The following is a 23,719-nucleotide window of genomic DNA, read 5'->3' as shown; positions in this document are numbered from 1 at the left end:
GACAGGTGTTGCGGAGGGCCGCACCGTCAAGTGCGGCCTGCCGCCCTTGCCACGCCCTCCTCGAAAGTCATCCGACCGCTTTTGAGGACGCTCCATGAAACTGACCCGACTCGCCCTGGCCACCAGCCTGCTGCCCGGCATGGCCTTCGCCGCTGGCGACATCTACACACTCTCCGACCAGGTGATCACCTCCGCGCGCCAGGCCCAGCCGCGCGCCGAAGCCACCTCGGCCAACAGCGTATTCACCCGTGCCGACATCGAACGCCTGCAGGTGCGCAGCGTCCCCGCCCTGCTCGCCCGCGTGCCCGGCGTGCAGATGGGCAGCTCCGGCGGCGTGGTCTCGTACTCCGTGCGTGGCACCAGCACCGCGCAGACCCTGGTGCTGGTGGACGGCCAACGCGTCGCCTCGGCCAGCAGCGGCATCGCCCGCCTGGACTACCTGAGCATCGACAGCATCGAGCGTGTCGAAGTGACCCGTGGCCCGCGTTCCGCGCTGTACGGCGCCGATGCCATCGGCGGCGTCATCCAGATCTTCACCCGCCGCGGCGAAGCCGGCCTGCACCCGGAAGTGCGCCTGGCCGCCGGCAGCCACGGCACCTTCGAGCGCAGCCTGAGCCTCTCCGGCGGTAACGAGCAGACCCGCTACAACCTCGGCGGCAGCCTGGACGAGAGCCAGGGCTGGGACCGCACCAGCGACAACGTCGGCGCCGACAACGACCACGACGCCCAGCGCAACAAGGCCGTGCACCTGAACCTGGACCATCGCTTCAGCGAGGACTGGAAGGCCGGCCTGAACCTCAACGACCAGCGCGGCAAGAACGAATACGACGACGCCTACAACTTCGAGCCGGGCTCGCCCCGTGACGAATTCCGCGTCAGCAGCTACAGCGCCTACCTCGACGGCCAGATCACCTCGATGTGGAACAGCCGCCTGGAGCTGGGTCGCAGCTATGACCGCAACAAGGCCGTGGGCGCCGCCGACAGCTGGAACAACGGCACGCTGGAAACCACCCGCCACTCGGCGAGCTGGCTCAACCGCCTGCAACTGGACGAAGCCAACCAGCTGGCCCTGGGCGCCGACTGGTACGAAGACAAGGTCGACGGCACCACCGATTTCGCCGAGGACCAGCGCAGCAACCGCGCCTTCTTCGCCCAGCACAGTTTCAAGGGCGACAGCTTCGGCACCGAGTTGGGTATCCGTCACGACAACAACCAGGCCTATGGCAGCCAGAACAGCTGGAACGCCGCCTTCAGCCTGCCGGTGGGCGACAGCCAGACCTGGATCGCCAGCTACGGCGAAGGCTTCCGCGCGCCGACCTTCAGCGACCTCTACTACCCCGGCGCGAGCAACCCGGACCTGAAGGCCGAGACCTCGAAGACCTACGAGCTGCAATGGCGCGGAGACTTCTCCGGCACGCACCTGGAAGCCTCGCTGTACCGCACCGAGATCGATGACCTGATCGCCTGGGACAGTACCAGCAACCAGCCGGAGAACATCAACAAGGCGCGCATCGATGGCTTCGAGGCCAGCGTCGCCCGCGAGGTACTGGGCTGGCAGGCCGCACTCGGCCTGAGCCTGATCGACCCGCGCGACCGCGACACCGGCCACACCCTGCCCTACCGCGCGCGCCGCACCCTGAGCCTGGACCTCGACCGCCAGTTCGGCGCCTTCGGTGTCGGCGGCACCTGGCGCGCGGTCAGCCAGCGCTACGACGACGCCGCCAACACCCGCGAGCTGTCCGGCTACGGCGTGCTCGACCTGCGCACCAGTTGGTTGGCCAGCAATGAAATTCGCTTCGACCTGAAGCTGGATAACGCCCTGGATCGCAACTACACCCTGGGCGACTACCTGCGCCCGACCAGCCCGAGCGACTACATGGGCGAAGCCCGCCCCTACCGCGAACCGGGCCGCACCGCGCTGCTGGCGGTGACCTGGACGCCGGAGCTGTAACTCCTGCCAGCGCTGCGGCGCTTTCGTAGGATGGCGTGGAGCGCAGCGATACCCATCGTGCCTGGCACTGCCAGCATGGGTATCGCCTAGGCTCCACCCATCCTACGGATCGAGGTTCACACATATGCCAGGAGCGCGACCAAGGGGCGCTCCTACCGGGAACCTCGGTGCTGGCGGCTGTTCGCGAGCAAGCTCGCTCCTACAGGGTTGGCGTGCAGGGATATCCCTGAGCTCCCCGGTTTGCTCATCGTAGGAGCGAGCTTGCTCGCGAACCCGCAAGGCAGCGGACTCAGACCAGCACGCCCGCCATCCGTCCCAGCTCCGCGCAGTCCTGCGCATGCCAGTCGGTCAGCTCGGGCCAGGGGTTCTCTTGTAGATGGTCGGCCAGATTGACCAGCGCGCTGTGCGCGCCGGCGGCACGGGCGCAATCGAGATCGAAGCGGTAATCGCCGACCATCAGCATCCGCTGCGGCGCCACATCCCAGCGCGCGGCCAGGCGCAGCAGGCCGTCCGGGCTGGGCTTGGGGTCCGCCTCGCCACGGCCGAGAACATCCTCGGTGAGGAAGCAATCGCCGATGCCGATGGCGTCCAGTGTGATCAGCGCCAGCTCATGGGCATTGCGGGTGAGAATGCCGAGCCGGTAACCCGCGCCGTGCAGCGCACACACCAGTTCCACCGCGCCCGGCGCGGCCTTGGACGCCACCGCCAGCTCGCGCTCATGCTCCAGCAGCCAGGCGTGCTTGGCTGCTGCCTCATCTTCCGGCAACGCGGCCAGGTGGGTGAGGATGTCGTGTTCCTGGGGAATCCCCAGCGCCCGCTTGATCGCCGGGAAGTCGTGCACCGCCAGGGTCAGGGTGCCGTCCATGTCGAACACCCAGTGGCGAATCTCTCCCAGCGACAGGGCGAGCGTCATGCCCAGTCCTCGCGGCGGCGGATCAGGCCTTCCTGGGTCGAGGATGCGACCAGCTGGCCGTCACGGTTGAAGATGCTGCCGCGCACAAAGCCACGGCCGTTGCCGGCCCAGGGGCTGTCGATGGCGTAGAGCAGCCATTCGTCCGCACGCAGGTCGCGGTGGAACCACACGGAGTGGTCAATGGTGGCGACCTGCATGTCCTTCTGCCAGACCGAGCGGCCGTGGGGCAGCAGCGAGGTGGTGAGGAAACCGAAGTCCGAGGCGTAGGCGAGGATGTACTTGTGCAGTGCCGGGATGTCCGGCAGCTTGCCGTCAGCGCGCAGCCAGAGGTACTTGATCGGCTCGCCGACGGTGGGTTCGTAAGGGTCGTTCTGGGTGACCGGACGGATCTCGATGGGCTTGGGATAGAGCAGCTTGTCGCGGATGCGTTCTGGGAATTTCTCCGCGCCGGCCTTCTTCAGTTCCAGGTCGGTAGGCAGGTTCTCCGGGCCGACCACGTCGGGCATGGTGATCTGGTGCTCGAAGCCTTCCTCGTCGGTCTGGAACGAGGTGCTCAGGGCGAAGATCGGCTGGCCCTTCTGGATCGCGGTGACGCGGCGGGTACTGAAGGTGCCGCCGTCACGCACGCGATCGACCTGGTAGACGACCGGCTTGCTGGCATCACCCGGACGCAGGAAGTAACCGTGCATCGAATGCACGTGGCGCTCCGCCTCGACGGTCTGGCTGGCCGCCGACAGCGCCTGGCCGAGTACCTGCCCGCCGTACAGCTGGCGGAACCCGAGGTCCTGGCTCGTGCCGCGGAACAGGTTCTCTTCGATCTGTTCCAGGCTCAGCAGAGCCACCAGGTTGTCCAGGATCTGGGTCATGCGCGTTGTTTCCTCAATTGCGGTCTTGCTGAAGTGGGAGTCGGCGCGGCGCGCTGTAGGCGGGAAGGCTGGTGAGCCGTTCATCCCAGACCGCGCGGCCGATGGTGAAATGATAGAGGCTGACCGGGCAGTCCGAACTCCCGCCCAGCAGTTCTTCCAGCGCCGGATCGAAATAGCAGCCGATGCCGGTGCCGGAAATTCCCGCAGCCTCGGCTTCCAGGTAGAGCAGTTGGCCGATCTGGCCGGCCTCCCAGTACAGGCGCGGATAAGTCCATGCCCCCTCGGCCAGCGCAGCGTCGAGATCGGCGAGCATGGCAAAGGCGACGCAGCCGTCACTGGCGATGTCCTGCCCGCAGGAGAGGAAAGCCGACAGCCCGCGCGCATCGCCGGACAGCAGGCGGTACAGCGGCAGGCCGCTTTCCTCCACGCTCTGCCACAGGTAGTCCGCGCGCAGCCCACCGGCGTCGCGGCCACTGCGGCCCAGCCAGTACAAGCCGGGTTCCAGGCCCTGGACGCGGTGGATGAACAGCAGCAGGTCGATGCGCGCCGGTTCGCCGGTACAGGCGAAGGGCACGGGCGAGCGCTCCGGCATCAGGCGGCGCAGCCAGGCATACAGCAGCTCGGCGTGAATGCCGCTGCGGCCGTCCATGGACTGCGCGCTGCGGCGGCGGTGGAGGATCGGGCGCAGCGGCAGGCCGGGGTTATCCACAGCCGCTTCCAGCTGCGACGCGGCCCATTCGCCAGCCGGCAACGCAGGCGCGCGGCACAGCGCGTGCACGCGCTCCAGCTCCGGCCAGTGGCGATAGTCCCGCGACAGGCGATTGGGCGTTCCGGCCAGCGGCAGTTCGGCGAGGCCCTTGAGCAGGTTGTTGGGCAGCGGGAATTCGGCGGGTTGTGCCGGGCCGATCCACAGCAGTGCGTCGGCGAATTCGTGCTCGCTGAAGCCGTCACGGTCGAGGCCGATCAGCGCATCCAGCCGTGCCTCGGCGACACCATGCAACAGGCGCACTTCCCAGCCCTGGATCGCTGCGGCGATGCTCAGGCAGGCCAGCGCGTGGCCGAGGTCGTGATTGCAGTAGCGATAGGCGCGCTCGCCGTACTTCCAGGCCTCGCGCCAGGGGATGCTCGCCAGCGCCAGCAGGAAACCGCCAGCGGGCAGAGCGTGGTTCAGCTGTTCGGCCAGCGGCGTGGGCAGCTCGGCACGCACCTCCAGCACATGCTCGTCGGCGCTGTAATGAGCCAGCAGCGCGGCGTTATCCACAGCCCCGGCAGGCAGCAGCAGATAGGCCTCGGTCGGGTGCAGGTTGCCACTGGACGGATTGACCCGCAGCGCCCAGCGGTTGCCGCCCGCTTCCTTCCACGCCGAGATAGCCAGGCTGTCGTAGAGCAATTGCGAAACGCTGGCCAGATCAAGCGGCGCTGGCTGGCCGATGGGGCCGGCAAATGCTTCGTCATACCCCGGCGACTCTTCCTGCGGCCGATGCAGCAGCTCGACGCAACGCGCGCCGGCATAACGGCGGAAGGCAGCCGGCTGAGTCGCCCAGTCGAGCTGGCCGGGGCCGGGGGCGAAGCGCTCGGGGCGGTGGCTACTCAGTTGGTGAAAGGCGCGCACGCCCTCTTCCGGCGTCATGGGCGGCGCATCCGGTACAGCACATGCGGGCGCAGGGCGTGGCCTTCGGGCAGGCGCGGATGCTCGAAATCACCAGCCTCGTCACGCTGCATGCCCAGGCGCTGCATCAATCCTTGCGAGGGCAGGTTGGCCGGCACGGTGAAGGCCACGACCTCGTCTAGCTTCAACTGGTCGAATGCAAAGTCCAGCGCCGCACGGGCCGCTTCCAGCGCATAGCCCTGGCGCCAGTAGGCAACATTGAAGCGCCAGCCGATCTCCACCGCCGGGGTGAACGCCGCTTCGAAGGAGACCCGAGCCAACCCGAGTACGCCTATGAATGCTCCGTCACTGCGGCGCTCGACGATCCACTGACCGAAGCCCTGCTCATCGAAATGCTGGAGGATTCGCGCGGCCAGCAAATCGCTTTCCTCACGGCTCATGCAGGCAGGGAAATGGCGCATCACCTCGGCGTCGGCATTCAGCGCGGCGAAGGGCACCAGGTCGTCGTGGCGCCAGGGACGCAGCAGCAGGCGCTCGGTGGTCAGGCTGGGAAAATCCATGGGCGGCATCGCGGTTCATCAGAGAAGACCATGATACCCGTCCCCACGGCTGTAGGGCGCAATCCGTCAGACCAGGCGCAATCGATTCAGCACAAAGCACCTTCATCTGGTATTTTTCTCCTACCTTCGCTGTCGGTCACTGCCTTGACCGTGCTCACGCAGACAGCCGCGCCGCCATGGCGCACCTCAAAAAAGACCAAGGAACTCCCATGACGACCTCCACCACCGGACTGCAACGCAGTACGGCCCTGGTGCTTTTCGCATTGGCTGTCGGCGGCTTCGCCATCGGCACCACCGAATTCGCCACCATGAGCCTGCTGCCCTACTTCGCCCCGGCACTGGGCATCGATGCCCCGACCGCCGGTCATGTGATCAGCGCCTACGCCCTGGGCGTAGTCGTCGGTGCACCGCTGCTGGCGGTGCTCGGCGCGCGCCTCCCGCGGCGCACCCTGCTGGTGCTGCTGATGGCGCTGTTCGCTGTCGGCAACGGCCTGAGCGCCCTGGCGCCGACCTACCACTGGATGCTGCTGTTCCGCTTCATCAGCGGTCTGCCCCACGGTGCCTATTTCGGCATCGCCGCGCTGGTCGCCGCCTCCATCGTGCCGCCGCACCGGCGCACCGTGGCGGTCGGGCGGATGTTCCTCGGCCTCACCGTCGCCACCATCATCGGCGTGCCGCTGGCCAACTGGCTGAGCCAGGCCGTGGGCTGGCGCTGGAGCTTCGCCCTGGTTGCTGCGCTGGGCGTGCTGACCATGATCTGCGTGCGCCTGCTGGCCCCCTACTCGCCCGCCGAGCCGAACTCCAGCCCGCTGCGCGAGCTGGGTGCGCTCAAGCGCGGGCAGGTCTGGCTGACCCTGGGCATCGGCGCCATCGGCTTCGGCGGCCTGTTCGCGGTGTACACCTACCTGGCCGATATCCTCGGCGCGGTGACCCACGTCTCGCCGAGCATCGTGCCGCTGGTGATGGCGGTGTTCGGTATCGGCATGACCCTGGGCAACCTGTTCATTCCGGTGCTAGCCGACCGTGCCGTGATGCCCACCGCCGGTGGCTTGCTGGTGTGGAGCGCGGTGGTGCTGGCGATCTTCCCGTTCACTGCCGGGAACATCTGGACCATCTCGATCTGCGTGTTCTTCGTCGGCTTCGGCGGCGCCCTCGGCACCGTCCTGCAGACCCGCCTGATGGACGTCGCCGAGGACGCCCAGGGCCTGGCCGCGGCACTGAACCACTCGGCGTTCAACTTCGCCAACGCGCTGGGCCCGTACCTCGGCGGCCTGGCCCTGGCGGCGGGCTACGGCTGGACCTCGCCGGGCTGGGTCGGCAGCCTGCTGGCCATCGGCGGCTTCGTGCTGTGGTCGGTGTCGGTGGCTACCAGCCGCGGCGAACAGCGCAACGCAGCAGCCTCCAACGAAGGCTGATACGCGAGCTCGAATGCGATGTGGCCGGCGCAATGCCGGCCCTTTCGTCTGTGCGCCACGACGACGTACCCTGTGCAGCACATTCCCGATCCGCCGACGCCATGCCGCTGCCCCTGGTCTACCACGACGACTACAGTCCGCCCTTTCCGGACAACCATCGTTTTCCCATGGAGAAGTTCCGCCTGCTGCGCGACCACCTGGTGGACAGCGCCCTGGTGCAGGACGAGCAGCTGCTGCGCCCGGAACTCTGCCCTGTGGATATCCTCGCCCTGGCCCACGACCGCAACTATATCGAGCGCTATTGCAGCGGCGCGATGGAGCGCGAGGAACTTCGCCGCCTTGGCCTGCCCTGGACTCAAGCGCTGGCGAGGCGCACGGTGCGCGCAGTGGGTGGCTCGCTGCTGACGGCCGAACTGGCACTGCAGAACGGCCTGGCCTGCCACCTCGCCGGCGGCACGCACCACGCACACCACGACCACGCCTCGGGCTTCTGCATCTTCAACGACCTGGCAGTGATCAGCCTCTACCTGCTGGAAAGCGGCAAGGCCAACCGGGTGCTGATCTTCGACTGCGACGTGCACCAGGGCGACGGCACCGCGCGCATCCTGGAGAACGTACCGGATGCCGTGACCGTGTCACTGCACTGCGAGAAGAACTTCCCCGCGCGCAAGGCGCAGAGCGACTGGGACATTCCCCTGCCACTGCACCTGGGGGACGCGGAGTACCTGAAGGTGGTGCAGGAAGCGCTGGACTACCTGTTACCGCTGTACCAGCCGGACATCGTGCTCTATGACGCCGGCGTGGATGTGCACAAGGACGACGCCCTGGGTTACCTGCAACTCACCGACGCGGGACTGGCGGCGCGCGACGAGCACGTCATCCGCCGCTGCCTGTCCAGCGATATCCCAGTGGTGGGCGTGATCGGCGGTGGCTACGACAAGGACCGCCAGGCGCTGGCCCGGCGCCATGGCATCCTGCACCACAGCGCCGCGCGGGTGGCGCGCGAGTTTCAGTTGGCCCGGTAGCGCGAGTTGTTGGTGTCCATTCGCGTGGGCAGGCGCTGCTGCTCCCAGCGCGCCAGTTCATGGGCGGAAAACCCCAGCAGCGCGGCAGCCCGCGGGCGGCACTCGTCGCCGTAACTCCTCTCGCAAAAGCGCATCACCTGCTCGGGCACATGATGCTGCAGCAGTTCCTGGGCGCGCAGCGGCCCCGCGAATTGCAGGTAACGCGGCAACAGGCGGCTCCAGTTGGTGAAGACATAGAGGTTGTGCAGCGCAATCTGTATCGACAGCAGCTCCAGTACCCGCTGTTCGAACTTGACCTTCGAACCCTGCAGGTTCTTGTTCAGGCGCACCACCATATGGGCCACCGCCTCGTTGAGGAGGGTGCGGATCTCCTCGCTGGGCAGGCTACGGATGACAATGTCGAGGCCATTCACCCGGACGCGGGTGTCGCTGCCCTCCACCCACAGGTGGGCCTCATGAGAGCGAAGGTAATCACGGACTTTCATCGACAGTCGGACCAAGGTTGCAAGAGGCCCGCATGCTGATGGATTCACAAAAGCGCCAACATCGGCGCAATCCCGATCCCCTGTAGGAATTCTCGCAACCCCTATCCATCAGGGCTTGGAGCCCCGCTTTCGCCGCTGTGCGGCTTTTCCACGATAACTGTGAGGCGGCCTGTGGATAAGCTGCGGAAAAATGCCTGCCGCGCCCAACGACACAGGCTCCGCGAGACCTGGACAAAAAATGAGCAACCGGCGCGCCGCACCGCTGCGCTAGAATTGCGGCCTTTCCCCCCCCTCCTTCGCCTGGCCTCCTGCATGACCGATCTCCGCCCGCTCGCCTCCCGTACCGCGATTGTCATCGGCGGCGGCCCCGCCGGCCTCATGGCGGCCGAAGTCCTGGCTGGTGCCGGCGTGCAGGTACAGCTGTTCGATGCCATGCCCTCGGTCGGGCGCAAGTTCCTGCTGGCTGGCGTGGGCGGCATGAACATCACCCACTCCGAGGAGCGCGAACCCTTCCTGTCGCGCTACGGCCAGCGCGCGCCGAGCCTCGCGCCGCTAATCGACGCCTTCGACAACCAGGCGCTGTGCGCGTGGATTCATGGCCTGGGGATCGAGACCTTCGTCGGCACCTCCGGCCGCGTCTTCCCCACCGACATGAAGGCCGCGCCGCTGCTGCGCGCCTGGCTCAAACGCCTGCGCGAAGCCGGCGTGGTTATCCACACCCGTCACCGCTGGCTGGGCTGGGACGCCGAGGGCGCGCTGCTGATCGACGGACCGGAAGGCCAGCGTAGCCTGACGGGCGATGCCACTGTGCTGGCCCTCGGGGGCGGCAGCTGGCAGCGCCTGGGCTCGGACGGCACCTGGGTGCCGCTGCTGGCCGAACGCGCGGTGGATATCTCGCCACTGCGCCCGGCCAACTGCGGCTTCGAGGTGGCCGGCTGGAGCGAGTTCTTCCGCGAGAAGTTCGCTGGCGCACCGGTCAAGCCGGTGGCGCTCTCGCTGGCCGACGGTACGCCGCGTCAGGGAGAGTTCGTGGTCACGGCCGGCGGCATCGAGGGCAGCCTGGTCTACGCGCTGTCCTCCGGCATCCGCGAGTGCATCGAGCAGACCGGCAGCGCCACCGTGCACCTGGACCTGCTGCCCAGCCGCAGCCTGGAGCAGGTCGCCAAGGCTGTCGCGCAGCCGCGCGGCTCCAAGTCCATGGCCAACCACCTGCGCGGCCGACTCGGCCTGGACGGCGTGCGCGCCGGACTGTTGCGCGAGTTGTCCACAGCCGCCGACTACGCTGATCCGCAGCGCCTCGCCGAACGGATCAAAGCACTCCCGCTGACCGTGGTGCGCACCCGCCCGCTGGATGAAGCCATCAGCAGCGCCGGCGGGGTGACCTTCGAGGCACTGGACGAGCACCTGATGCTCAAGGTGCTGCCGGGCGTGTTCTGCGCCGGCGAGATGCTCGACTGGGAAGCGCCCACCGGGGGCTATCTGCTCACCGCCTGCTTCGCCAGCGGCCGTACGTCCGGATTGGGCGCGCTGAAGTGGCTCGAAGCCCAAGGCTGAGCGCTGCACTTTATGGAACGACAGTGCTAGATTCTCGACTCCCACCCAGGAGTCGCCTGCATGCCGCTGACCTTTCGCCGCGCCCGCCCCAATGATGTCGACGCCGCCATCCCGCTGATCTACAGCTCCGGCCCCGATGCCTTCGACTATGCCTTCGCCCGCACTGGCCGCCACAGCGCCCAGGACTTCCTGCGCTACGCCTTCGTGCAGGGCAACGGGCAGTTCGGCTGGCGCCAGCACTGGGTCGGCGAACAGGACGGCCAGGTGGTGGCGGCCGGCACGGTGTTCGGCGGCGAGGCGAACCTGGGCTACCTACTGGCGGCTACGCGGCAGATCCTCGGCTACTTCGGACTGGGATCGGCGGGGGTGATACGCCGTGGCCTGCAACTGGAGAAGATCATCTGCCCGCCGCCGCGCCGGACGCTGTACCTCGCGCATCTGGGCGTCACGCCGACGCTGCGCGGCGAAGGCCTGGGCAGCCAGCTGATCGATCACTTCCTGCAAATGGGTCGCGACGCCAACCTGCCCATGGCGGCGCTGGACGTTTCGGTGGCCAACCCCAAGGCCCAGGCGCTCTATGAACGCCTGGGTTTCAGCGTGCAGGTAGAGCGCGTCTCGACCCTGCCGGGCGTTTCCAGCCACCGCTACATGCAGCGCCAGCTCTGAGCTAGACTCGCGGCCAGCCGCCCACCAGAGGCGGCCGGCCCGCGTTGAGGGCACCGTCGAAAAGCCTGCTCACGACTTACCAGGAAGGTTGCCCATGAGCACTGCCAGCGTTGAACTGAAAGTCTTCGTCCCCGCCCGCGATTTCACGCTCTCCCAACAGTTCTACAAGGACCTGGGATTCCTCTCGCCGTGGAACTCCGAGGAACTCGCCTACTTCCACCATGGCGACCACTGCGCCTTCCTGCTGCAGAACTACTACGTCAAGGAATTCGCCGAGAACCTGATGCTGCACCTGCTGGTGGAGGATGCCGACGCCTGGTACGCGAAGGTCCGCGACTCCGGCCTCGCCGAGCGCTATGGCGTGCGCCTCGGTGCACTGGAAGACCAGCCGTGGAAAATGCGCGACTTCACCCTGCACGACCCGAGCGGCGTGCTCTGGCGGATCGGGCATAACCTCGACTGAGGTGTGTCGCGGGTGGTGCTCGTCGGGTACTGCAGTGTACTGGGTTGACCCTCGATCCCTCTCCCCTGCCCTCTCCCTGAAGGGAGAGGGGGCTTGTCCGTGCCGAGCGAGATTAGATTTCAGCCGGCTACCCTATGCTAGCCGGCTGACTCCGGAACACCCGACTCTGCCCAACGGTTCCCTCTCCCTTCAGGGAGAGGGTTAGGGAGAGGGGCGAAGCCCGGCCGAACCCCCCGGGTGACTGGGAGTAAGCAAGATCGCTCCTACAGTGATGCCGCTACTTCAGGTACCAGCCCCAGGGCTGATCGGAGACATACTCGGTTACCTGCTTCACCTCCAGGTAGTTCTCCAGCCCCCACACGCCCAGCTCGCGGCCGATGCCACTCTGCTTCATGCCACCCCAGGGCGCCTGGGTGAAGGTGGGCTGCGAGCAGTTGACCCAGACGATCCCCGCGCGCAGCCCGTCGGCCACCCGCGCGGCGCGTTGCGGGTCGCCCGACATCACCGCGCCTGCCAGGCCGAAGCGGCTGTCGTTGGCCAGGCGCAGGGCCTCGGCCTCGGTCTTGAAGCGCTTCACACAGAGCACCGGGCCGAAGATTTCCTCGCGCCAGATCAGCGCGTCCTCGGTCGGTTCGTCGAAGATCGCCGGCTCGATGAACCAACCCTCATTCAATCCCGCCGGACGTTTGCCGCCGGTGAGCAGCCGGGCGCCGCCCGCGCGGCCTTTTTCGACGAAACCGAGTACCTTTTCGTGCTGTCCCTGGCTGACCAGCGGCCCCAGCAGCACGCCCGGCTGCAGGCCGTCACCAATGGTGATGGCGCGGGTCGCCTCCACCAGCCGCTCGATCAGGCGCTGGGCGATGCCCTCCTGCACCAGCAGGCGCGAGGTGGCGCTGCATACCTGCCCCTGGTTCCAGAAAATACCGAACAGGATCCACTCCACCGCCGCCTCGACATCGCTGTCGTCGAAGACGATGAAGGCCGATTTGCCGCCCAGCTCCAGGCTGACGTTCTTGATGTCCTGGGCTGCCGCCGACATGATCCGCGAGCCGGTCGGCACGCTGCCGGTGAACGCCAGCTTGTCCACGCCCGGATGCTGGCTCAGCGGCCCGCCGGCCTCTGCGCCGTGGCCGGGCAATACATTGAGTACGCCCGCTGGCAGGCCCACGGCGTCCGCCGCGGCCGCCAGCTCCAGGGCGCTCAGCGGTGTCAGCTCGGACGGTTTGAGCACGCAGGTCGCACCCGCCGCCAGGGCTGGCGCGACCTTCCAGGCCGCCATCAGCAGCGGGTAGTTCCAGGGAATGATCTGCCCCGCCACGCCCACCGGTTCCTGGCGGATGCGGCAGCGGAAGCGCTCGTCGGGCAGCGCCAGAACCTGGTCCTGGCGCTCGTCCAGTTCCCGCGCCAGCTCGGCGTAGTAGCGGAAGCAGCCGATGGCGTCGGCCACGTCCCACTGCGCCTCGGGCAGCGGCTTGCCGTTGTCGCGCACTTCCAGTTCAGCCAGCGAATCCTGGTTCCGTTCCAGCTCGCCGGCCAGCGCTTCCAGCCATTCGGCGCGTTCGCTGCCGCGGCTCTGCCCCCAGCCGCGATTGAACGCGGTACGCGCCGCGCGTACGGCGTGGTCGACGTCTTCCTCGGTGGCCGCCGGCACTTCACGCAGCGGCTGGCCGTTGGCCGGGTCGAAGCTGGTGAAGCGACCGCCCAGGTCTGGCCTGACCCACTGCCCGTTGATGTAGAGCTGGTCACGCATGCTCGCGTCTCCTTGAAGTCGGCCCTCAGGCGGCCTGAACGCCGGTGCGGCGGTTCTGCAGGTAGCGGGAGGTGAACAGCAGCGCCAGCGAGGCGCAGATGATCACCGTGGAGATGGCGTTGATCTCCGGCGTGATGCCGCGGCGGATCGACGAGAAGATGTAGATCGGCAGCGTGGTCTCGGAGCCGGCAACGAAGAAGGCGATGATGAAATCGTCGAAGCTGAAGGTGAACGCCAGCAGGAAGCCGGCGAGGATCGCCGGGGCGATCTGCGGCAGGGTCACACGCCGGAAGGTGTCCAGCGGCGGCGCATAGAGGTCGGCGGAAGCTTCCAGCAACGACTTGTCCATGGCCTCGACGCGGGTGCGGACGATCACCATCACCAGCGCCATGGTGAACAGCGAGTGCGCCGCCACCACGGTACCGAAGCCCATTTTGAGTTTCGGCAGGCCGATGTCCAGCAGCGCCAGCAGCGGGTTCACCACGTCGAACAAAGTGATGAAGGCGATCAGCGTGGCAATGCCGATGACGATGCCCGGCACGATGATCGCGCAGTAGGTCAGCGCGTCGAACAGCAGGCGCACGCGCTTGCCGACGCGCTGCAGGCCGAACACCGCAAGGGTGCCGAACAGTGTGGCGATCAGCGCCGAGCAGAAGGCGATCAGCGCACTGTTGCCCAGCGCTTCCATGATGAATGGGTTGCCGAAGGCACGGCCGAACCACTGCACCGAGCAGCACTGGAAGCTCAGCCCGCTGCGCCCGGCGTTGAAGGCGAAGAGCATGATCAGCGCGATGGGCGCGTAGAGGAACAGGTAGACCGAGGTGGAGTAACTGCGCAGCCACATCTCAGAGCACTCCGTCGTTGCGTGAGCCGCCGTAGCGCGCCACGAGTTTCAGGTAGACGCCGATGATCACCAGCATCATCGCCACCAGGGTCATCGCCACCGCGCTGCCGAAGGGCCAGTTGCGCGATTGCAGGAACAGGTCGACCAGCGCGTTGCCAACGAAGAACACCTTGCCGCCGCCGAGGATCGCCGGGATCAGGAACTCGCCCATGAGCAGGATGAACACCAGCATCACCCCGGTGATCACCCCCGGCGCGGACAGCGGCAGGGTGATCCGGCGGAAGGTCTCGAAGGCACTCGCGCCGAGGTCACCGGAAGCTTCCAGCAGGCGCTTGTCGAGTTTTTCCAGGGTCACGTAGATGGGGAACACCATCAGCGGCAGGTAGCCGTAGACGATGCCGATCAGCACCGCGTACGGCGTGTTGATCAGGCGCACGTCGGCGATGCCGAAGCTCTCCAGCAGCGCCGGGATGCCGCGGCCGCTGAGGATGAAGATCCAGGCGTAGGTGCGGATCAGGAAACTGGTCCAGAACGGCACGATCACCAGGGTCAGCAGCAGCGACTTGTTGCGCCGCACCTTCACCGCCAGGAAGTAGGCCAGCGGGTAGGCCGCCAGCAGGCACGCGAGAGTGCCCAGCGGCGCCAGGGTCAGGGTGTTCCAGAAGGCCTGGGCGCGGGAACCGAGGTTCAGGTAGTTCTCCAGCGTCAGCCCGCCGCCGTAGCCGCCCACGGCGCTGCGTTCGCCGAAGCTGAAGACCAGGATGATCACCAGCGGCATCAGCAGAAGCAGCAGGAACCACAGGGTGGACGGCAGGAGCAGCAGGAGCGTGACGCGCCGGCCGAGGCTTTTCGCACGCGAGACCGTGGGCGTCGCCTGGGTCTGCGGCAACGGGGCGCTGACAGCGATGTTCATGTTCGATTCCCTACGCATGGAATTACGCAGCTCCCCTGTAGGAGCGAGCTTGCTCGCGAACGCTTCTCCCGTCAGCTCGGAGGCTGGGCGGGTTCGCGAGCGAGCTCGCTCCTACAAAGAGGCCGTCAGGCGGCCTTGAACCGCGCCATCAGTTCGGCGCGCGCCGGGCTGGTGAGGGTCGCCGCGGCGCCGAACTCCAGCGGCGAAAGACGCTCGGCCGCCGGGTACATGATCGGATCGTCGAGCATCTCCTTGGAGAGCAGCGCATCGACGCGCTTGTCCCCGCTCGGGTAGCCGTGGGAGAGCACCTCCAGCTTGTTGTGCTGCGGGTCGAGCAGGTAGTTGATGAAGGCGTAGGCAGCATCCTTGTGCTCGGCGCCCTTGGGAATGGCGAAGAAGTCGCTCCAGATCTCGCCGCCCTCCTTGCCCAGCACGAAGGTCATGTCCGGGTTGTCGCGGTGCAGCTGCGAGGCATCGCCGGTCCAGGCCATGGCCATCCAGGCGTCGCCGTTGCGCATTGAAGGCTGGATGTCGGAGTTGATCGCGAACAGGTGCGGCTTGGCCTGGATCAGCAGCTTCTCGGCCTCGGCCAGTTCCTTCGGGTCCAGCGAGTTGAAGCTGTAGCCGTAATACTTCAGCGCGTTGCCGATGGCGGTGAGCTGGTAGTCGTGGACGATGGTGCGGCCCGAGGCGCTGGTCAGCGTGAGGTCCCAGAACTGCTTCCAGGAATCCGGGCTGCCCTTCACACGACTGGCGTCATAGACGATGCCGGTGGTGCCCCAGTTCTTCGGCACCGCGTAGACCTTGCCGTCCACCGTGCCCTGGGCCATGAAGCGCTCCTCGAAGGCCTTGGGGTCGAAGTTGGGAATGCGCGAGAGGTCCAGCGGCTCGATTAGCCCGAGCTGCACATAGGTGCTGATCGTGTAGTTGGTCGGCACGAAGACGTCCCAGCCGCTGCCGCCGGCCTGCAGCTTGGCGAGCATCTCCTCGTTGGAGCCGAACACGTTCATCTGTACGCGCGCGCCCGTGGCCTTGGCGAAGGCGTCGAAGTTTTCCTGGCTGTGGTAGTTCGGCCAGGTGGCCAGCGCCAGGCGGTCACCGATGTTGCTGCCCTCGGCCGCGTAGGCCTTGCCGGTCAGCAGGCCGGGGGTGTTGGCGGCGACCACCGCCATCGCCAGGCCGAGACCGGTCTTGCCGAGGAAATCGCGCCGCGTGATGGAGCCGTTTTCCCAGCTGCGCATCGTCTTGATGAAGCTCTTCTTGTCCATCGTCACTCCCCGCCTGTCTGCTGATTGTCGTTATGGTTGGATCGTCGAACTCAAAGGGCCATGGCCAGGCCGCTGGCCTGGTTCCAGCCGACCAGTACCGGCGCACCGTGCTCGAAGGCCTCGGCCTCGCCTCCTGCCTTGCGCGGCACACGTACGCAGACGATGCCGAAGGCGTCGGTGCGCACGCGGTACTCGGTGAGGTTGCCCAGGTAGATACGGTCTTCGACGCGGCCCTTCAGGCGCACCTCGCGCTGCAGCTCCGAGTCGGCGGCGGCGATGCCGACCAGCTCGGGGCGCACGGCGATGCAACCCTCGGCCTGGGGCGCCAGCGCAGGGCCGGTGGGCGTCGGCGGGCTGCTCAGTTCCAGCCCGGCCGGGGTGCCCAGGACCACCCGGCCGGAATCAAGTCGGCGCACGGTGCCGGAGAAGAGGTTGGACTCGCCGATGAAGTCCGCCACGTAGCGGCTCGCCGGGGTCTCGTAGAGCGCCTCGGGGGTGGCGGTCTGGATGATCAGGCCGTCCTTCATGATGCTGATGCTGTCGCTCATCGACAGCGCTTCTTCCTGGTCATGGGTGACCAGCACGAAGGTGATGCCGACCTCGCGCTGCAGACGCAGCAACTCGGACTGCATCTCCTTGCGCAGCTTGCGATCCAGCGCCGCCAGGGGCTCGTCGAGCAGCAGCACGGTGGGCTTGTTGACCAGCGCGCGGGCCAGCGCCACGCGCTGTTGCTGGCCACCGGAAAGCTCGTGGGGCTTGCGCATGCCGAAGCCGGACAGGCGCACCATCTCCAGCGCCTCGTCGGCCATGCGGCGCTGCTGCGTACGGTCCGGGCGCGGCGTGCGGTAGCGCAGGCCGTAGGCGATGTTCTCGGCCACCGTCAGGTGCGGGAACAACGCGTAGTGCTGGAACACCATGTTCACTGCGCGCTGGTGCGCCGGCACCCCGGCCACGGCCTTACCGGCCAACAACACTTCGCCTTCGCTGGGCTGCTCGAAGCCGGCGATCATCCGCAGGGTGGTGGTCTTGCCGCAGCCCGAACTGCCGAGGAAGGAATGGAAGGCGCCGCGCTTCACCCGGAAGCTCAGCCCGTTGACCGCCGGCACGCTGCCGTAGCGCTTGACCACGTTGCGGAATTCGATATCGAAGTCCTGACCGCTCTCCATCACCGCGCGCTCCCACTTTGTTCTTGTTGGGGCTCAAGCTAGCAACGGGGCTTTCGGGGTGTATATATCCCTCGGGGGATAGATGGCGGGATTGAATGCCTGGCCCGCAGGACCGAGTGACGTAGGGCGCATAACGCCCCAAGCGTTATCCGCCGCGCGGATCGCAGCCAAAGACAACGGCGGATAACCGTGAACGGTTATTCGCCCTACGGGTTGCCAACACTCAACCCGCCGCGAGCATCCCACCCGCCGCATCGCGACCCGCCAGTTCACGGATGAACAGCCCGAGCAGCTCCGACTGGCTGCCGATGCCGAGCTTGGCGTAGATGTTCTTGCGGTGGATCTTCACCGTACCGGGGCTGATATCCAGCTGCTCGGCCACCGAAGCGCTGGAGTGGCCACGCAGCAGAAGCTGGACGATCTCCTGCTCACGGGGCGTGAGCAGCTGGGCGCCGAACTGGTCGAAGGCCTCGCGGATCTGGTAGTCCAGGTCCTGTGCCGGGCGCGGTTGCGCACGGCGCAGCTCCCAGGCCTCGCGTACCACCTGCTCGACCACCGGCCGCGCGCACTCCAGCAGTTGCATCTCGTCACGGCTGTAGGCGGGGCTGGAGGTCTTGCGCATCAGCGAGAGCACGGCGGTGGCGCCATCGGCAAGGTCGATGAAGAAGGCGATCTCCTCGGTCAGGCCGGTCTGCTGGTAATACGTCTGGTAGTACTCGCCCAAGTAGAAGTGGTCCGGCGCGAACTGCCGCAAACGCCACAGGCCGGGCGCCTGGTGGCGGGTGCAGGCGAGGTAGAAGGGATCGAGCAGGTACGGGCCGGCCTGGTAGTCCTCGACGTAGACATGCCGGATGTCCGCCGGGAAGCTGTCGAACAGGTCCAGTGGTCGGTGGTTGCCTTCGTAGACGAAGAGCACGAAGTTATCCACCGCGCAGACCTGCTGCAGCCATTGGCTGAGGCCGAGCAGGCGCGGGCGACCGGCGGCCAGCGGGAGCAGATGGGCGACTCCGCCGGTCCAGGCTTTGAGTTCCTTGTGGCGCATGGGCTGTCGTTCTTGTTGTGTGCGCAATGGGCACACTATAGGCGTTCGGGATTCCACACGGAAATGCAGCTTTTGCGCCACACCCCGCAAGGCCCCGCCGCGCCTGAAGACAACCCCGATTCAGCCCAAGGCCGCGCACCGCGATGGAGCAGGCGCGCGCCTTATCGGCTCAGGGGCGACGACCGCCCTTGCCGCCCGGCTTTGCAGCAGGCGATTTGCCGGCGGGAGACTTGCCGCCGGCCGGTTTACCACCGAGGCCAAAGCCCGGGGCCTTGCGCACCGCCTTGACCTGCGGCTTGTCATCCAGCAGCGAGCCGAGGTGAACCTTGCCCGGCTTGCCTTCGGGCACCTTGGGTTGCTTGGGCTTCTTCGGCTTCTTCAGTACCTGGCCGCCCAGCGTGGTCTGCGGCACCCGGTGTTCGGCTTCGAACCCATCCTCTTCACGACGCTGCAACAGTTGCCCGATCAGCGTCTCGATGGCCGCCAGCTGCTGCACTTCATCGGCGCAGACCAGCGAGATCGCCTGACCGCTGGCGCCAGCGCGACCGGTGCGGCCGATGCGGTGCACGTAATCCTCGGGGACGATGGGCAGGTCGAAGTTGACCACCAGCGGCATCTCCTCGATATCCAGGCCGCGCGCGGCGACGTCGGTGGCGACGAGGAAATCCACTTCGCCGGCCTTGAACCGCGCCAGCGCGCGCAGGCGTGTCGGCTGCGGCTTGTCGCCGTGGATCGAGTCCGCGCGAATGCCTTGCTTGTGCAGCACGTCGACCAGCTCGTCGACGCCCTTGCGGGTCTTGGCGAACACCAGCGCCTGGCGCCAGCCCTGCTCACGCAGCAGGTGCAGGAACAGCTCAGCCTTGCGCTTCTTGTCCACGGTGACCAGGTGCTGCTTCACCGTCTTTGCCGCCGTATTGCGCGGCGCCACGTCGATGGTCAGCGGGTCACGCAGCAGCTCGCGGGCCATCTGCCGAATGGCGTCGGAGAAGGTTGCGGAAAACAGCAGGGTCTGCCGGCGCCGGGGCAGCGCGGCGAAGACTTCGTCCAGCTCGCGGGCGAAGCCCAGGTCGAGCATGCGGTCGGCCTCGTCCAGCACCAGCACCTGCAGCTGGGTGAATTTCAGGGCGTTCTGCCGATACAGGTCGAGCAGGCGGCCGGGCGTCGCCACCAGTACATCGACACCCTTGCGCAGCTTCATCATCTGCGGGTTGATGCTGACCCCGCCGTACGCCACGGCGGTGCGCAGCGGCACATGCTGGCCGTAGGCGCGGACACTCTCATGGACCTGCTCGGCCAGCTCGCGGGTCGGCACCAGTACCAGGGCGCGGATCGAGTTGGCGGCCACCTGCGGGCCTTCCTGCAGCAGCCTCTGCAGCAGCGGCAGGGCGAAGCCGGCGGTCTTGCCGGTGCCGGTCTGGGCGGCGGCCAGCAGGTCGCGCCCCTTGAGCACCGCAGGGATGGCCTGGGCCTGCACCGCCGTCGGATTCTGGTAGCCGAGCCCGTCGAGGGCGTGCAGGAGGGGATCGATCAGGCCAAGGGAGGCGAAGGTCATGGAGCGCTCGCAAAAACGATTTGGAATGGGCGGCATTGTAGCCGCAAGGGTCAGGATCGCAGCAGCAGCGAGCCTTCGACGGGCACGTAGCGGCTGGCCGCGCGGATCAGCGCCTGGGCGGTAAGGCCCGGCACGCCGTAGGCAGTGGCATCGGTGCCGCCGGCACGGACGCGGTCGAGCAGCAGGTCGAAATCACCGTCGCCGGAAGCCAGGACGATCTCGTCCACGTTTGGCGCGGCGTCGAGGATGTCGATGGTGATGCCCACGTCCCAGTCACCCTTGGCCGAACCGTCGGCGCGCTGGATGTAGGGCTTGAGCTTCACGGTGAAGCCAAGCTTGCGCAGGATCTGCTGGAACTGCTGCTGCCTGGCATCGCCACGGTCGATGGCATAGGCGTAGGCCTGGACGATAGTGCCCTGGGCACTCAGCTCGGCCCACAGCGCAGCGTAGTTGAAGTGGCAGCCGTAGGCCTGACGCACGGTGTAGTAGAGGTTCTGCACGTCGGCGAACAGGGCGATGGTCTTCAACGGTGACTCCGGGACTCGAACAGCGGGGGCGCATTATCGGCACAGCGACGCGCCCCCGCCAGTCCCGGCGGGCGGGTCAGCTTGGGCGTGCGCTCAGCTGAACATATCGCCGTCGTCACCGCCGAAGAAGCCGGAGTCGTCACCGAAGCTGCCGCCGTCGTCGTAATTGGCGTCGCTGAAGTTGTTGTCGGCATAGCGGTCGCCACCCCCGAAGGAATCGTCGCCTCGGGAGTCATCGAAGCTCGAGGGCTCCGGCTGTACCGGCTGCTCCTGGATCACCTCGACGATCTCCTGGGGCTGGCTGCTGTGGAACAGGCTGGTCAGCGCATTCGCCACCATCACGCCACCGGCCACGCCCGCAGCGGTCTGCAGGGCACCGCGCAGGAAGCCGCCGCCCTGGGGCGCGGCTTGCGCAGGCTGAGCAGGTCTGAAGTCGTTCGGATTGCTGCTCGCAGGGGTATTGGCGTAAGCCGCATTGCCGCCGGGTTGCGAGAAGCGCGTCTGGCCCCAGCCATCCGGGCGTTGCTGCGGTTGCGCCGGGCGCGGATCCTGGCTCTGGCCGCCGCCGAACAGCCCGGCGAGGAAGCCGCCGCTGCTCGGGCGCTGTTCCTGCGCCCTGGCCTGCTGCGCTTCCAGCTCCTTGACGCGCTGGTCCAGGCGCTTGATCGCCGCTTCCTGGATCAGCATCGCCTGGGCCATGTAGTACGGCGCAGCCGGCTGTTGCACCAGGTGCCGGTTGATCTGTGCTTCGGCGTCGACGTCGCGCGGCGCGGTCTGCGCCTCGGCGTCACGCAGGCGGGTGAACAGACCATCGATCAGGGATTGCTCTTCGGAATTCAAGGCAGACCTCGAGTGAGCGGGTGGTTCGGCAGAACATTGCCTTTCCAACATTGGATCGGCTCGCAAAAAAACAAGTTCCGATCGCAGAATTCTGGCGTCTTCAGCTGAGGGTTTGCTTAAGTTAGAGTCGAAGCCCTCGGACAGTATCGGGTTACTGATGAATCCCCTTTCCATCCTCCGCGACACCTGGTTCTTCTTCTCCCGTCACCTCGGCATCCTGGTGCCGCTGTGCCTGCCCTGGATCGTCATCGAGACGTTGGTCCAGCAGCAGATCAACGTCGCCGCCGGCCCGCAGAACTTCGCGCCCTGGGGCATGGCCGCGGGCCTGGTGTTCTACCCGATCTACACCGCCAGCCTGATCCTCTACATGATCGACGCCGGCGAAGGCGTCGAGCGGGGCGTACGCGAACTGTGGAGCGCAGCCCTGCGGCTGTGGCCGGCCTTCGCCCTGCTCTCGGCAATCACCTCGCTGCTGATCGTGATCGGCCTGTACCTGATGGTCCTGCCGGGCATCTTCGTCATGATCAAGCTGGCCTTCGCCGAATTCCTCCTGGTGCAGCGCGGCCGTTCGCCCATCGACGCGATGCGCGAGAGCTTCGCGCTGACCACCGGGCATTTCTTCCTGCTGTTGATGACCTCCCTGGCCATCCTCGCCCCGGTGTGGATCGCCGAGGGCTGGATCACCGAGGCCGGCAAGGACGCGTCGGTCCTGAGCGTGGTCCTGCACTCGCTGAGCGGGTTCTTCCAGCTGCTGCTGACGGTGGCCGCCTACCGCATCTTCATCCTGCTCGGCCGCGAAGCCGCCTGAGCGGCAGCAAGTCGCAACAAATCCCCCGGCACACAACGAGCCGGGGTTCTACGCTGGAGTCTCCTTTCCCCGAGTATGGAGACTCGCCGTGAGCGACTTCCCGCCCAGCTGCCTTTCGCACATTTCCATCGGCACCAACGACTATCCCCGCGCCAAGGCGTTCTACGACGCCGTGCTGCCGGCCCTGGGCTGCCAGCCGATCATGGAACACCCCGGCGCCGTGGCCTACGGCCGGGTGTTCCCCGAGTTCTGGCTGCAGACGCCCATCGACGGGCGCCCGGCCTCTGTCGGCAACGGCACGCATTTCGGCTTCATGGCCAATTCCCGCGAGGACGTGGACGCTTTCTACCGCGCCGCGATTGCCGCTGGCGCCACCGACGAGGGCGCCCCCGGTCCGCGTCCGCTCTACGGCGCCCCCTACTACGGCTGCTTCATCCGTGACCTGGACGGGCACAAGATCGAGGCGTCGTTCTGGGACATGGCGCTGGCGGGTGGAGGTTTCGATACCCACTCCCACTGAGGGGTGGCAAGGGGCTTCATCTGTAGAAAAGCTAATGTCCCGGCCTGAGCCCCGACATCTTCGGCACCAGCAGCTTCTCGAACAGCCGGGGGAAAAACCGCGCCAGCAGGCGCGCACGCCAATTGACGTTGGACAGCACCAGCAGTCGCCGACGACGCAAGGCCCCCTGGTAGATCGCCTCGGCCACGTCGCGCGGCGAGGCCACTTCCGCGCCCAGCACCACGGCTGGCTGGCGAATCACCGAGCCGTCGCCCACCAGGGCGTTCTTGCGCAGATCGGTGGCGGTAAAGCCCGGGCAGGCCAGGGTGATCGCCACGCCGGTGCCGTCCAGCTCCATGCGCAGCGTGTCGAACAGCCCGTGCAGCGCGTGCTTGCTGGCGTTGTAGGCGCTGCGGTAAAGCAACGGGGCGAAGCCGGTCAGCGAACTGAGCACGACGATCTGCCCGTGCCGCGCCAGCAGGCTGGGCAGCGCCGCCTGGGTGCAGTGCAGCGCACCATAGAAGTTCACTGCCATCACCCGCCGGAACACCGCCAGCTCGGTCTCGATGAACAGGCTGCGGTGGGTGATGCCGGCGTTGTTCACCAGCACGTCGATGCCGCCGAAGCGCTCGACGGCAAGCGCTACTGCACGCTCCACCGCCTCAGCGTCGGCGATGTCGCAGCGCAGGCCGAGGGCTTCGACGTTCAGGTGCTCGCGCAAGTGCTGCACCAGGCTGTCCAGCGCCGCCTGATCGAGGTCGAGGATCACCGGGTGCGCGCCGGCCTGGGCAAAGCGCAGCACCAGCGCGCGGCCGATACCGGAACAGCCGCCGCTGACCAGCACCACCTTGCGCCGGTAGGTCGAATGGGAGAAGAGTGTGCGGGGCATGGCAGTCTCCCGAAGCCCGCAGGGCGCGATGTTGACGTCTTGCGAACTACATCTCACAAGGTTTCAGGATAATTCCCACATCAAACACGGAGGTGAAATACAAAGTCGCAACCA

General features: G+C 66.9%; 23 protein-coding genes. 8 read left to right on the top strand and 15 right to left on the bottom strand.

The features are described from left to right. The first annotated feature begins 94 nt into the window (after positions 1 to 94). Positions 95 to 1,951, top strand: a complete 1,857-nt coding sequence (locus ACKI1H_RS09250) for a TonB-dependent receptor domain-containing protein (protein ID WP_440468217.1) — start codon at positions 95 to 97, stop codon at positions 1,949 to 1,951. A gap of 289 nt (positions 1,952 to 2,240) precedes the next feature. Here ACKI1H_RS09250 and ACKI1H_RS09245 read toward each other — a convergent pair whose 3' ends face one another. The 4 genes from ACKI1H_RS09245 to ACKI1H_RS09230 are packed head-to-tail and all read right to left on the bottom strand — an operon-like array spanning position 2,241 to position 5,899. Further along, the gene (locus ACKI1H_RS09245) at positions 2,241 to 2,852 is read right to left on the bottom strand and encodes an HAD family hydrolase (RefSeq protein WP_440468842.1); all 612 of its coding nucleotides are present in this window, start codon (positions 2,850 to 2,852) and stop codon (positions 2,241 to 2,243) included. An 8-nt stretch (positions 2,853 to 2,860) separates the two neighbouring features. Continuing rightward, on the bottom strand, positions 2,861 to 3,730 hold the full coding sequence (gene tesB / locus ACKI1H_RS09240; RefSeq protein ID WP_138520170.1) for an acyl-CoA thioesterase II: 870 nt from the start codon (positions 3,728 to 3,730) through the stop codon (positions 2,861 to 2,863). 13 nt (positions 3,731 to 3,743) lie between these two features. After that, positions 3,744 to 5,360 (bottom strand): nitroreductase family protein, encoded by a 1,617-nt coding sequence (locus tag ACKI1H_RS09235; protein ID WP_440468216.1) that lies wholly within the window; start codon positions 5,358 to 5,360, stop codon positions 3,744 to 3,746. Then, entirely contained in the window at positions 5,357 to 5,899 is a 543-nt protein-coding gene (locus ACKI1H_RS09230; RefSeq protein WP_440468215.1) for a GNAT family N-acetyltransferase, read from the bottom strand. The genes ACKI1H_RS09235 and ACKI1H_RS09230 overlap by 4 nt, the downstream gene beginning before the upstream one ends. A gap of 209 nt (positions 5,900 to 6,108) precedes the next feature. Between ACKI1H_RS09230 and ACKI1H_RS09225 the strand changes: the two genes are divergently transcribed. Both ACKI1H_RS09225 and ACKI1H_RS09220 read left to right on the top strand, forming a co-directional pair. Next, the gene (locus ACKI1H_RS09225; protein WP_440468214.1) at positions 6,109 to 7,314 is read left to right on the top strand and encodes an MFS transporter; all 1,206 of its coding nucleotides are present in this window, start codon (positions 6,109 to 6,111) and stop codon (positions 7,312 to 7,314) included. Between the two features lie 101 nt (positions 7,315 to 7,415). Beyond that, positions 7,416 to 8,339, top strand: coding sequence for a histone deacetylase family protein (locus tag ACKI1H_RS09220; RefSeq protein ID WP_440468213.1), 924 nt, complete (start codon positions 7,416 to 7,418; stop codon positions 8,337 to 8,339). Here the strand turns inward: ACKI1H_RS09220 and ACKI1H_RS09215 are convergent. Beyond that, a complete protein-coding gene (locus ACKI1H_RS09215; RefSeq protein ID WP_171049423.1) occupies positions 8,324 to 8,824 on the bottom strand; it encodes a hypothetical protein in 501 nt (166 codons plus the stop codon). The two genes, ACKI1H_RS09220 and ACKI1H_RS09215, sit on opposite strands and share 16 nt — an antisense overlap. Positions 8,825 to 9,136: 312 nt before the next feature. On the opposite strand from ACKI1H_RS09215, the gene ACKI1H_RS09210 reads away from it, so the two are divergent. From ACKI1H_RS09210 to ACKI1H_RS09200, 3 genes are all read left to right on the top strand, one after another. Continuing rightward, positions 9,137 to 10,378: a TIGR03862 family flavoprotein gene (locus tag ACKI1H_RS09210; protein ID WP_440468212.1), complete on the top strand. Its 1,242-nt coding sequence runs from the start codon at positions 9,137 to 9,139 to the stop codon at positions 10,376 to 10,378. Between the two features lie 60 nt (positions 10,379 to 10,438). Beyond that, positions 10,439 to 11,044, top strand: a complete 606-nt coding sequence (locus ACKI1H_RS09205; protein WP_440468211.1) for a GNAT family N-acetyltransferase — start codon at positions 10,439 to 10,441, stop codon at positions 11,042 to 11,044. A 94-nt stretch (positions 11,045 to 11,138) separates the two neighbouring features. Further along, positions 11,139 to 11,507: a VOC family protein gene (locus ACKI1H_RS09200; RefSeq protein ID WP_440468210.1), complete on the top strand. Its 369-nt coding sequence runs from the start codon at positions 11,139 to 11,141 to the stop codon at positions 11,505 to 11,507. Between the two features lie 277 nt (positions 11,508 to 11,784). Here ACKI1H_RS09200 and ACKI1H_RS09195 read toward each other — a convergent pair whose 3' ends face one another. The 9 genes from ACKI1H_RS09195 to ACKI1H_RS09155 form a co-directional block, all read right to left on the bottom strand. Next, positions 11,785 to 13,257, bottom strand: a complete 1,473-nt coding sequence (locus tag ACKI1H_RS09195) for an aldehyde dehydrogenase family protein (protein WP_440468209.1) — start codon at positions 13,255 to 13,257, stop codon at positions 11,785 to 11,787. A gap of 25 nt (positions 13,258 to 13,282) precedes the next feature. Beyond that, positions 13,283 to 14,101, bottom strand: a complete 819-nt coding sequence (locus ACKI1H_RS09190) for an ABC transporter permease (RefSeq protein ID WP_440468208.1) — start codon at positions 14,099 to 14,101, stop codon at positions 13,283 to 13,285. 1 nt (position 14,102) lies between these two features. Next, complete coding sequence (locus tag ACKI1H_RS09185; RefSeq protein ID WP_440468207.1) at positions 14,103 to 15,014, bottom strand: ABC transporter permease; 912 nt, start codon at positions 15,012 to 15,014, stop codon at positions 14,103 to 14,105. A 125-nt stretch (positions 15,015 to 15,139) separates the two neighbouring features. Next, on the bottom strand, positions 15,140 to 16,282 hold the full coding sequence (locus tag ACKI1H_RS09180; RefSeq protein WP_138520160.1) for an ABC transporter substrate-binding protein: 1,143 nt from the start codon (positions 16,280 to 16,282) through the stop codon (positions 15,140 to 15,142). 50 nt (positions 16,283 to 16,332) lie between these two features. Further along, positions 16,333 to 17,448 (bottom strand): ABC transporter ATP-binding protein, encoded by a 1,116-nt coding sequence (locus tag ACKI1H_RS09175; RefSeq protein ID WP_440468206.1) that lies wholly within the window; start codon positions 17,446 to 17,448, stop codon positions 16,333 to 16,335. A 223-nt stretch (positions 17,449 to 17,671) separates the two neighbouring features. After that, on the bottom strand, positions 17,672 to 18,490 hold the full coding sequence (locus tag ACKI1H_RS09170) for a helix-turn-helix transcriptional regulator (RefSeq protein ID WP_280054793.1): 819 nt from the start codon (positions 18,488 to 18,490) through the stop codon (positions 17,672 to 17,674). A gap of 169 nt (positions 18,491 to 18,659) precedes the next feature. Next, positions 18,660 to 20,042 carry a DEAD/DEAH box helicase gene (locus ACKI1H_RS09165; protein WP_138520157.1) on the bottom strand — a complete coding sequence of 461 codons (1,383 nt, stop codon included), beginning with the start codon at positions 20,040 to 20,042 and terminating at the stop codon, positions 18,660 to 18,662. Between the two features lie 50 nt (positions 20,043 to 20,092). After that, positions 20,093 to 20,569 carry a LabA-like NYN domain-containing protein gene (locus ACKI1H_RS09160; RefSeq protein WP_138520156.1) on the bottom strand — a complete coding sequence of 159 codons (477 nt, stop codon included), beginning with the start codon at positions 20,567 to 20,569 and terminating at the stop codon, positions 20,093 to 20,095. Between the two features lie 93 nt (positions 20,570 to 20,662). Further along, complete coding sequence (locus ACKI1H_RS09155; protein ID WP_138520155.1) at positions 20,663 to 21,409, bottom strand: DUF2076 domain-containing protein; 747 nt, start codon at positions 21,407 to 21,409, stop codon at positions 20,663 to 20,665. 157 nt (positions 21,410 to 21,566) lie between these two features. Here ACKI1H_RS09155 and ACKI1H_RS09150 point away from each other — a divergent pair, with 157 nt between their 5' ends. Together ACKI1H_RS09150 and ACKI1H_RS09145 are read left to right on the top strand one after the other, a co-directional pair. Continuing rightward, positions 21,567 to 22,217 carry a hypothetical protein gene (locus ACKI1H_RS09150; RefSeq protein ID WP_440468205.1) on the top strand — a complete coding sequence of 217 codons (651 nt, stop codon included), beginning with the start codon at positions 21,567 to 21,569 and terminating at the stop codon, positions 22,215 to 22,217. Positions 22,218 to 22,305: 88 nt separating this feature from the next. Then, entirely contained in the window at positions 22,306 to 22,737 is a 432-nt protein-coding gene (locus ACKI1H_RS09145; protein WP_440468204.1) for a VOC family protein, read from the top strand. Positions 22,738 to 22,768: 31 nt separating this feature from the next. On the opposite strand, the gene ACKI1H_RS09140 is transcribed toward ACKI1H_RS09145, so the two are convergent. Beyond that, the gene (locus ACKI1H_RS09140) at positions 22,769 to 23,605 is read right to left on the bottom strand and encodes an SDR family oxidoreductase (RefSeq protein ID WP_440468203.1); all 837 of its coding nucleotides are present in this window, start codon (positions 23,603 to 23,605) and stop codon (positions 22,769 to 22,771) included. Positions 23,606 to 23,719: the final 114 nt, after the last annotated feature.

This window comes from Pseudomonas sp. YH-1, assembly GCF_051990045.1.
GTDB classification, from domain to species: domain Bacteria; phylum Pseudomonadota; class Gammaproteobacteria; order Pseudomonadales; family Pseudomonadaceae; genus Pseudomonas; species Pseudomonas nicosulfuronedens.
The sequence above is the reverse complement of the archived record's forward strand: the minus strand, read 5'-3'. Positions and strand labels throughout refer to the sequence as shown.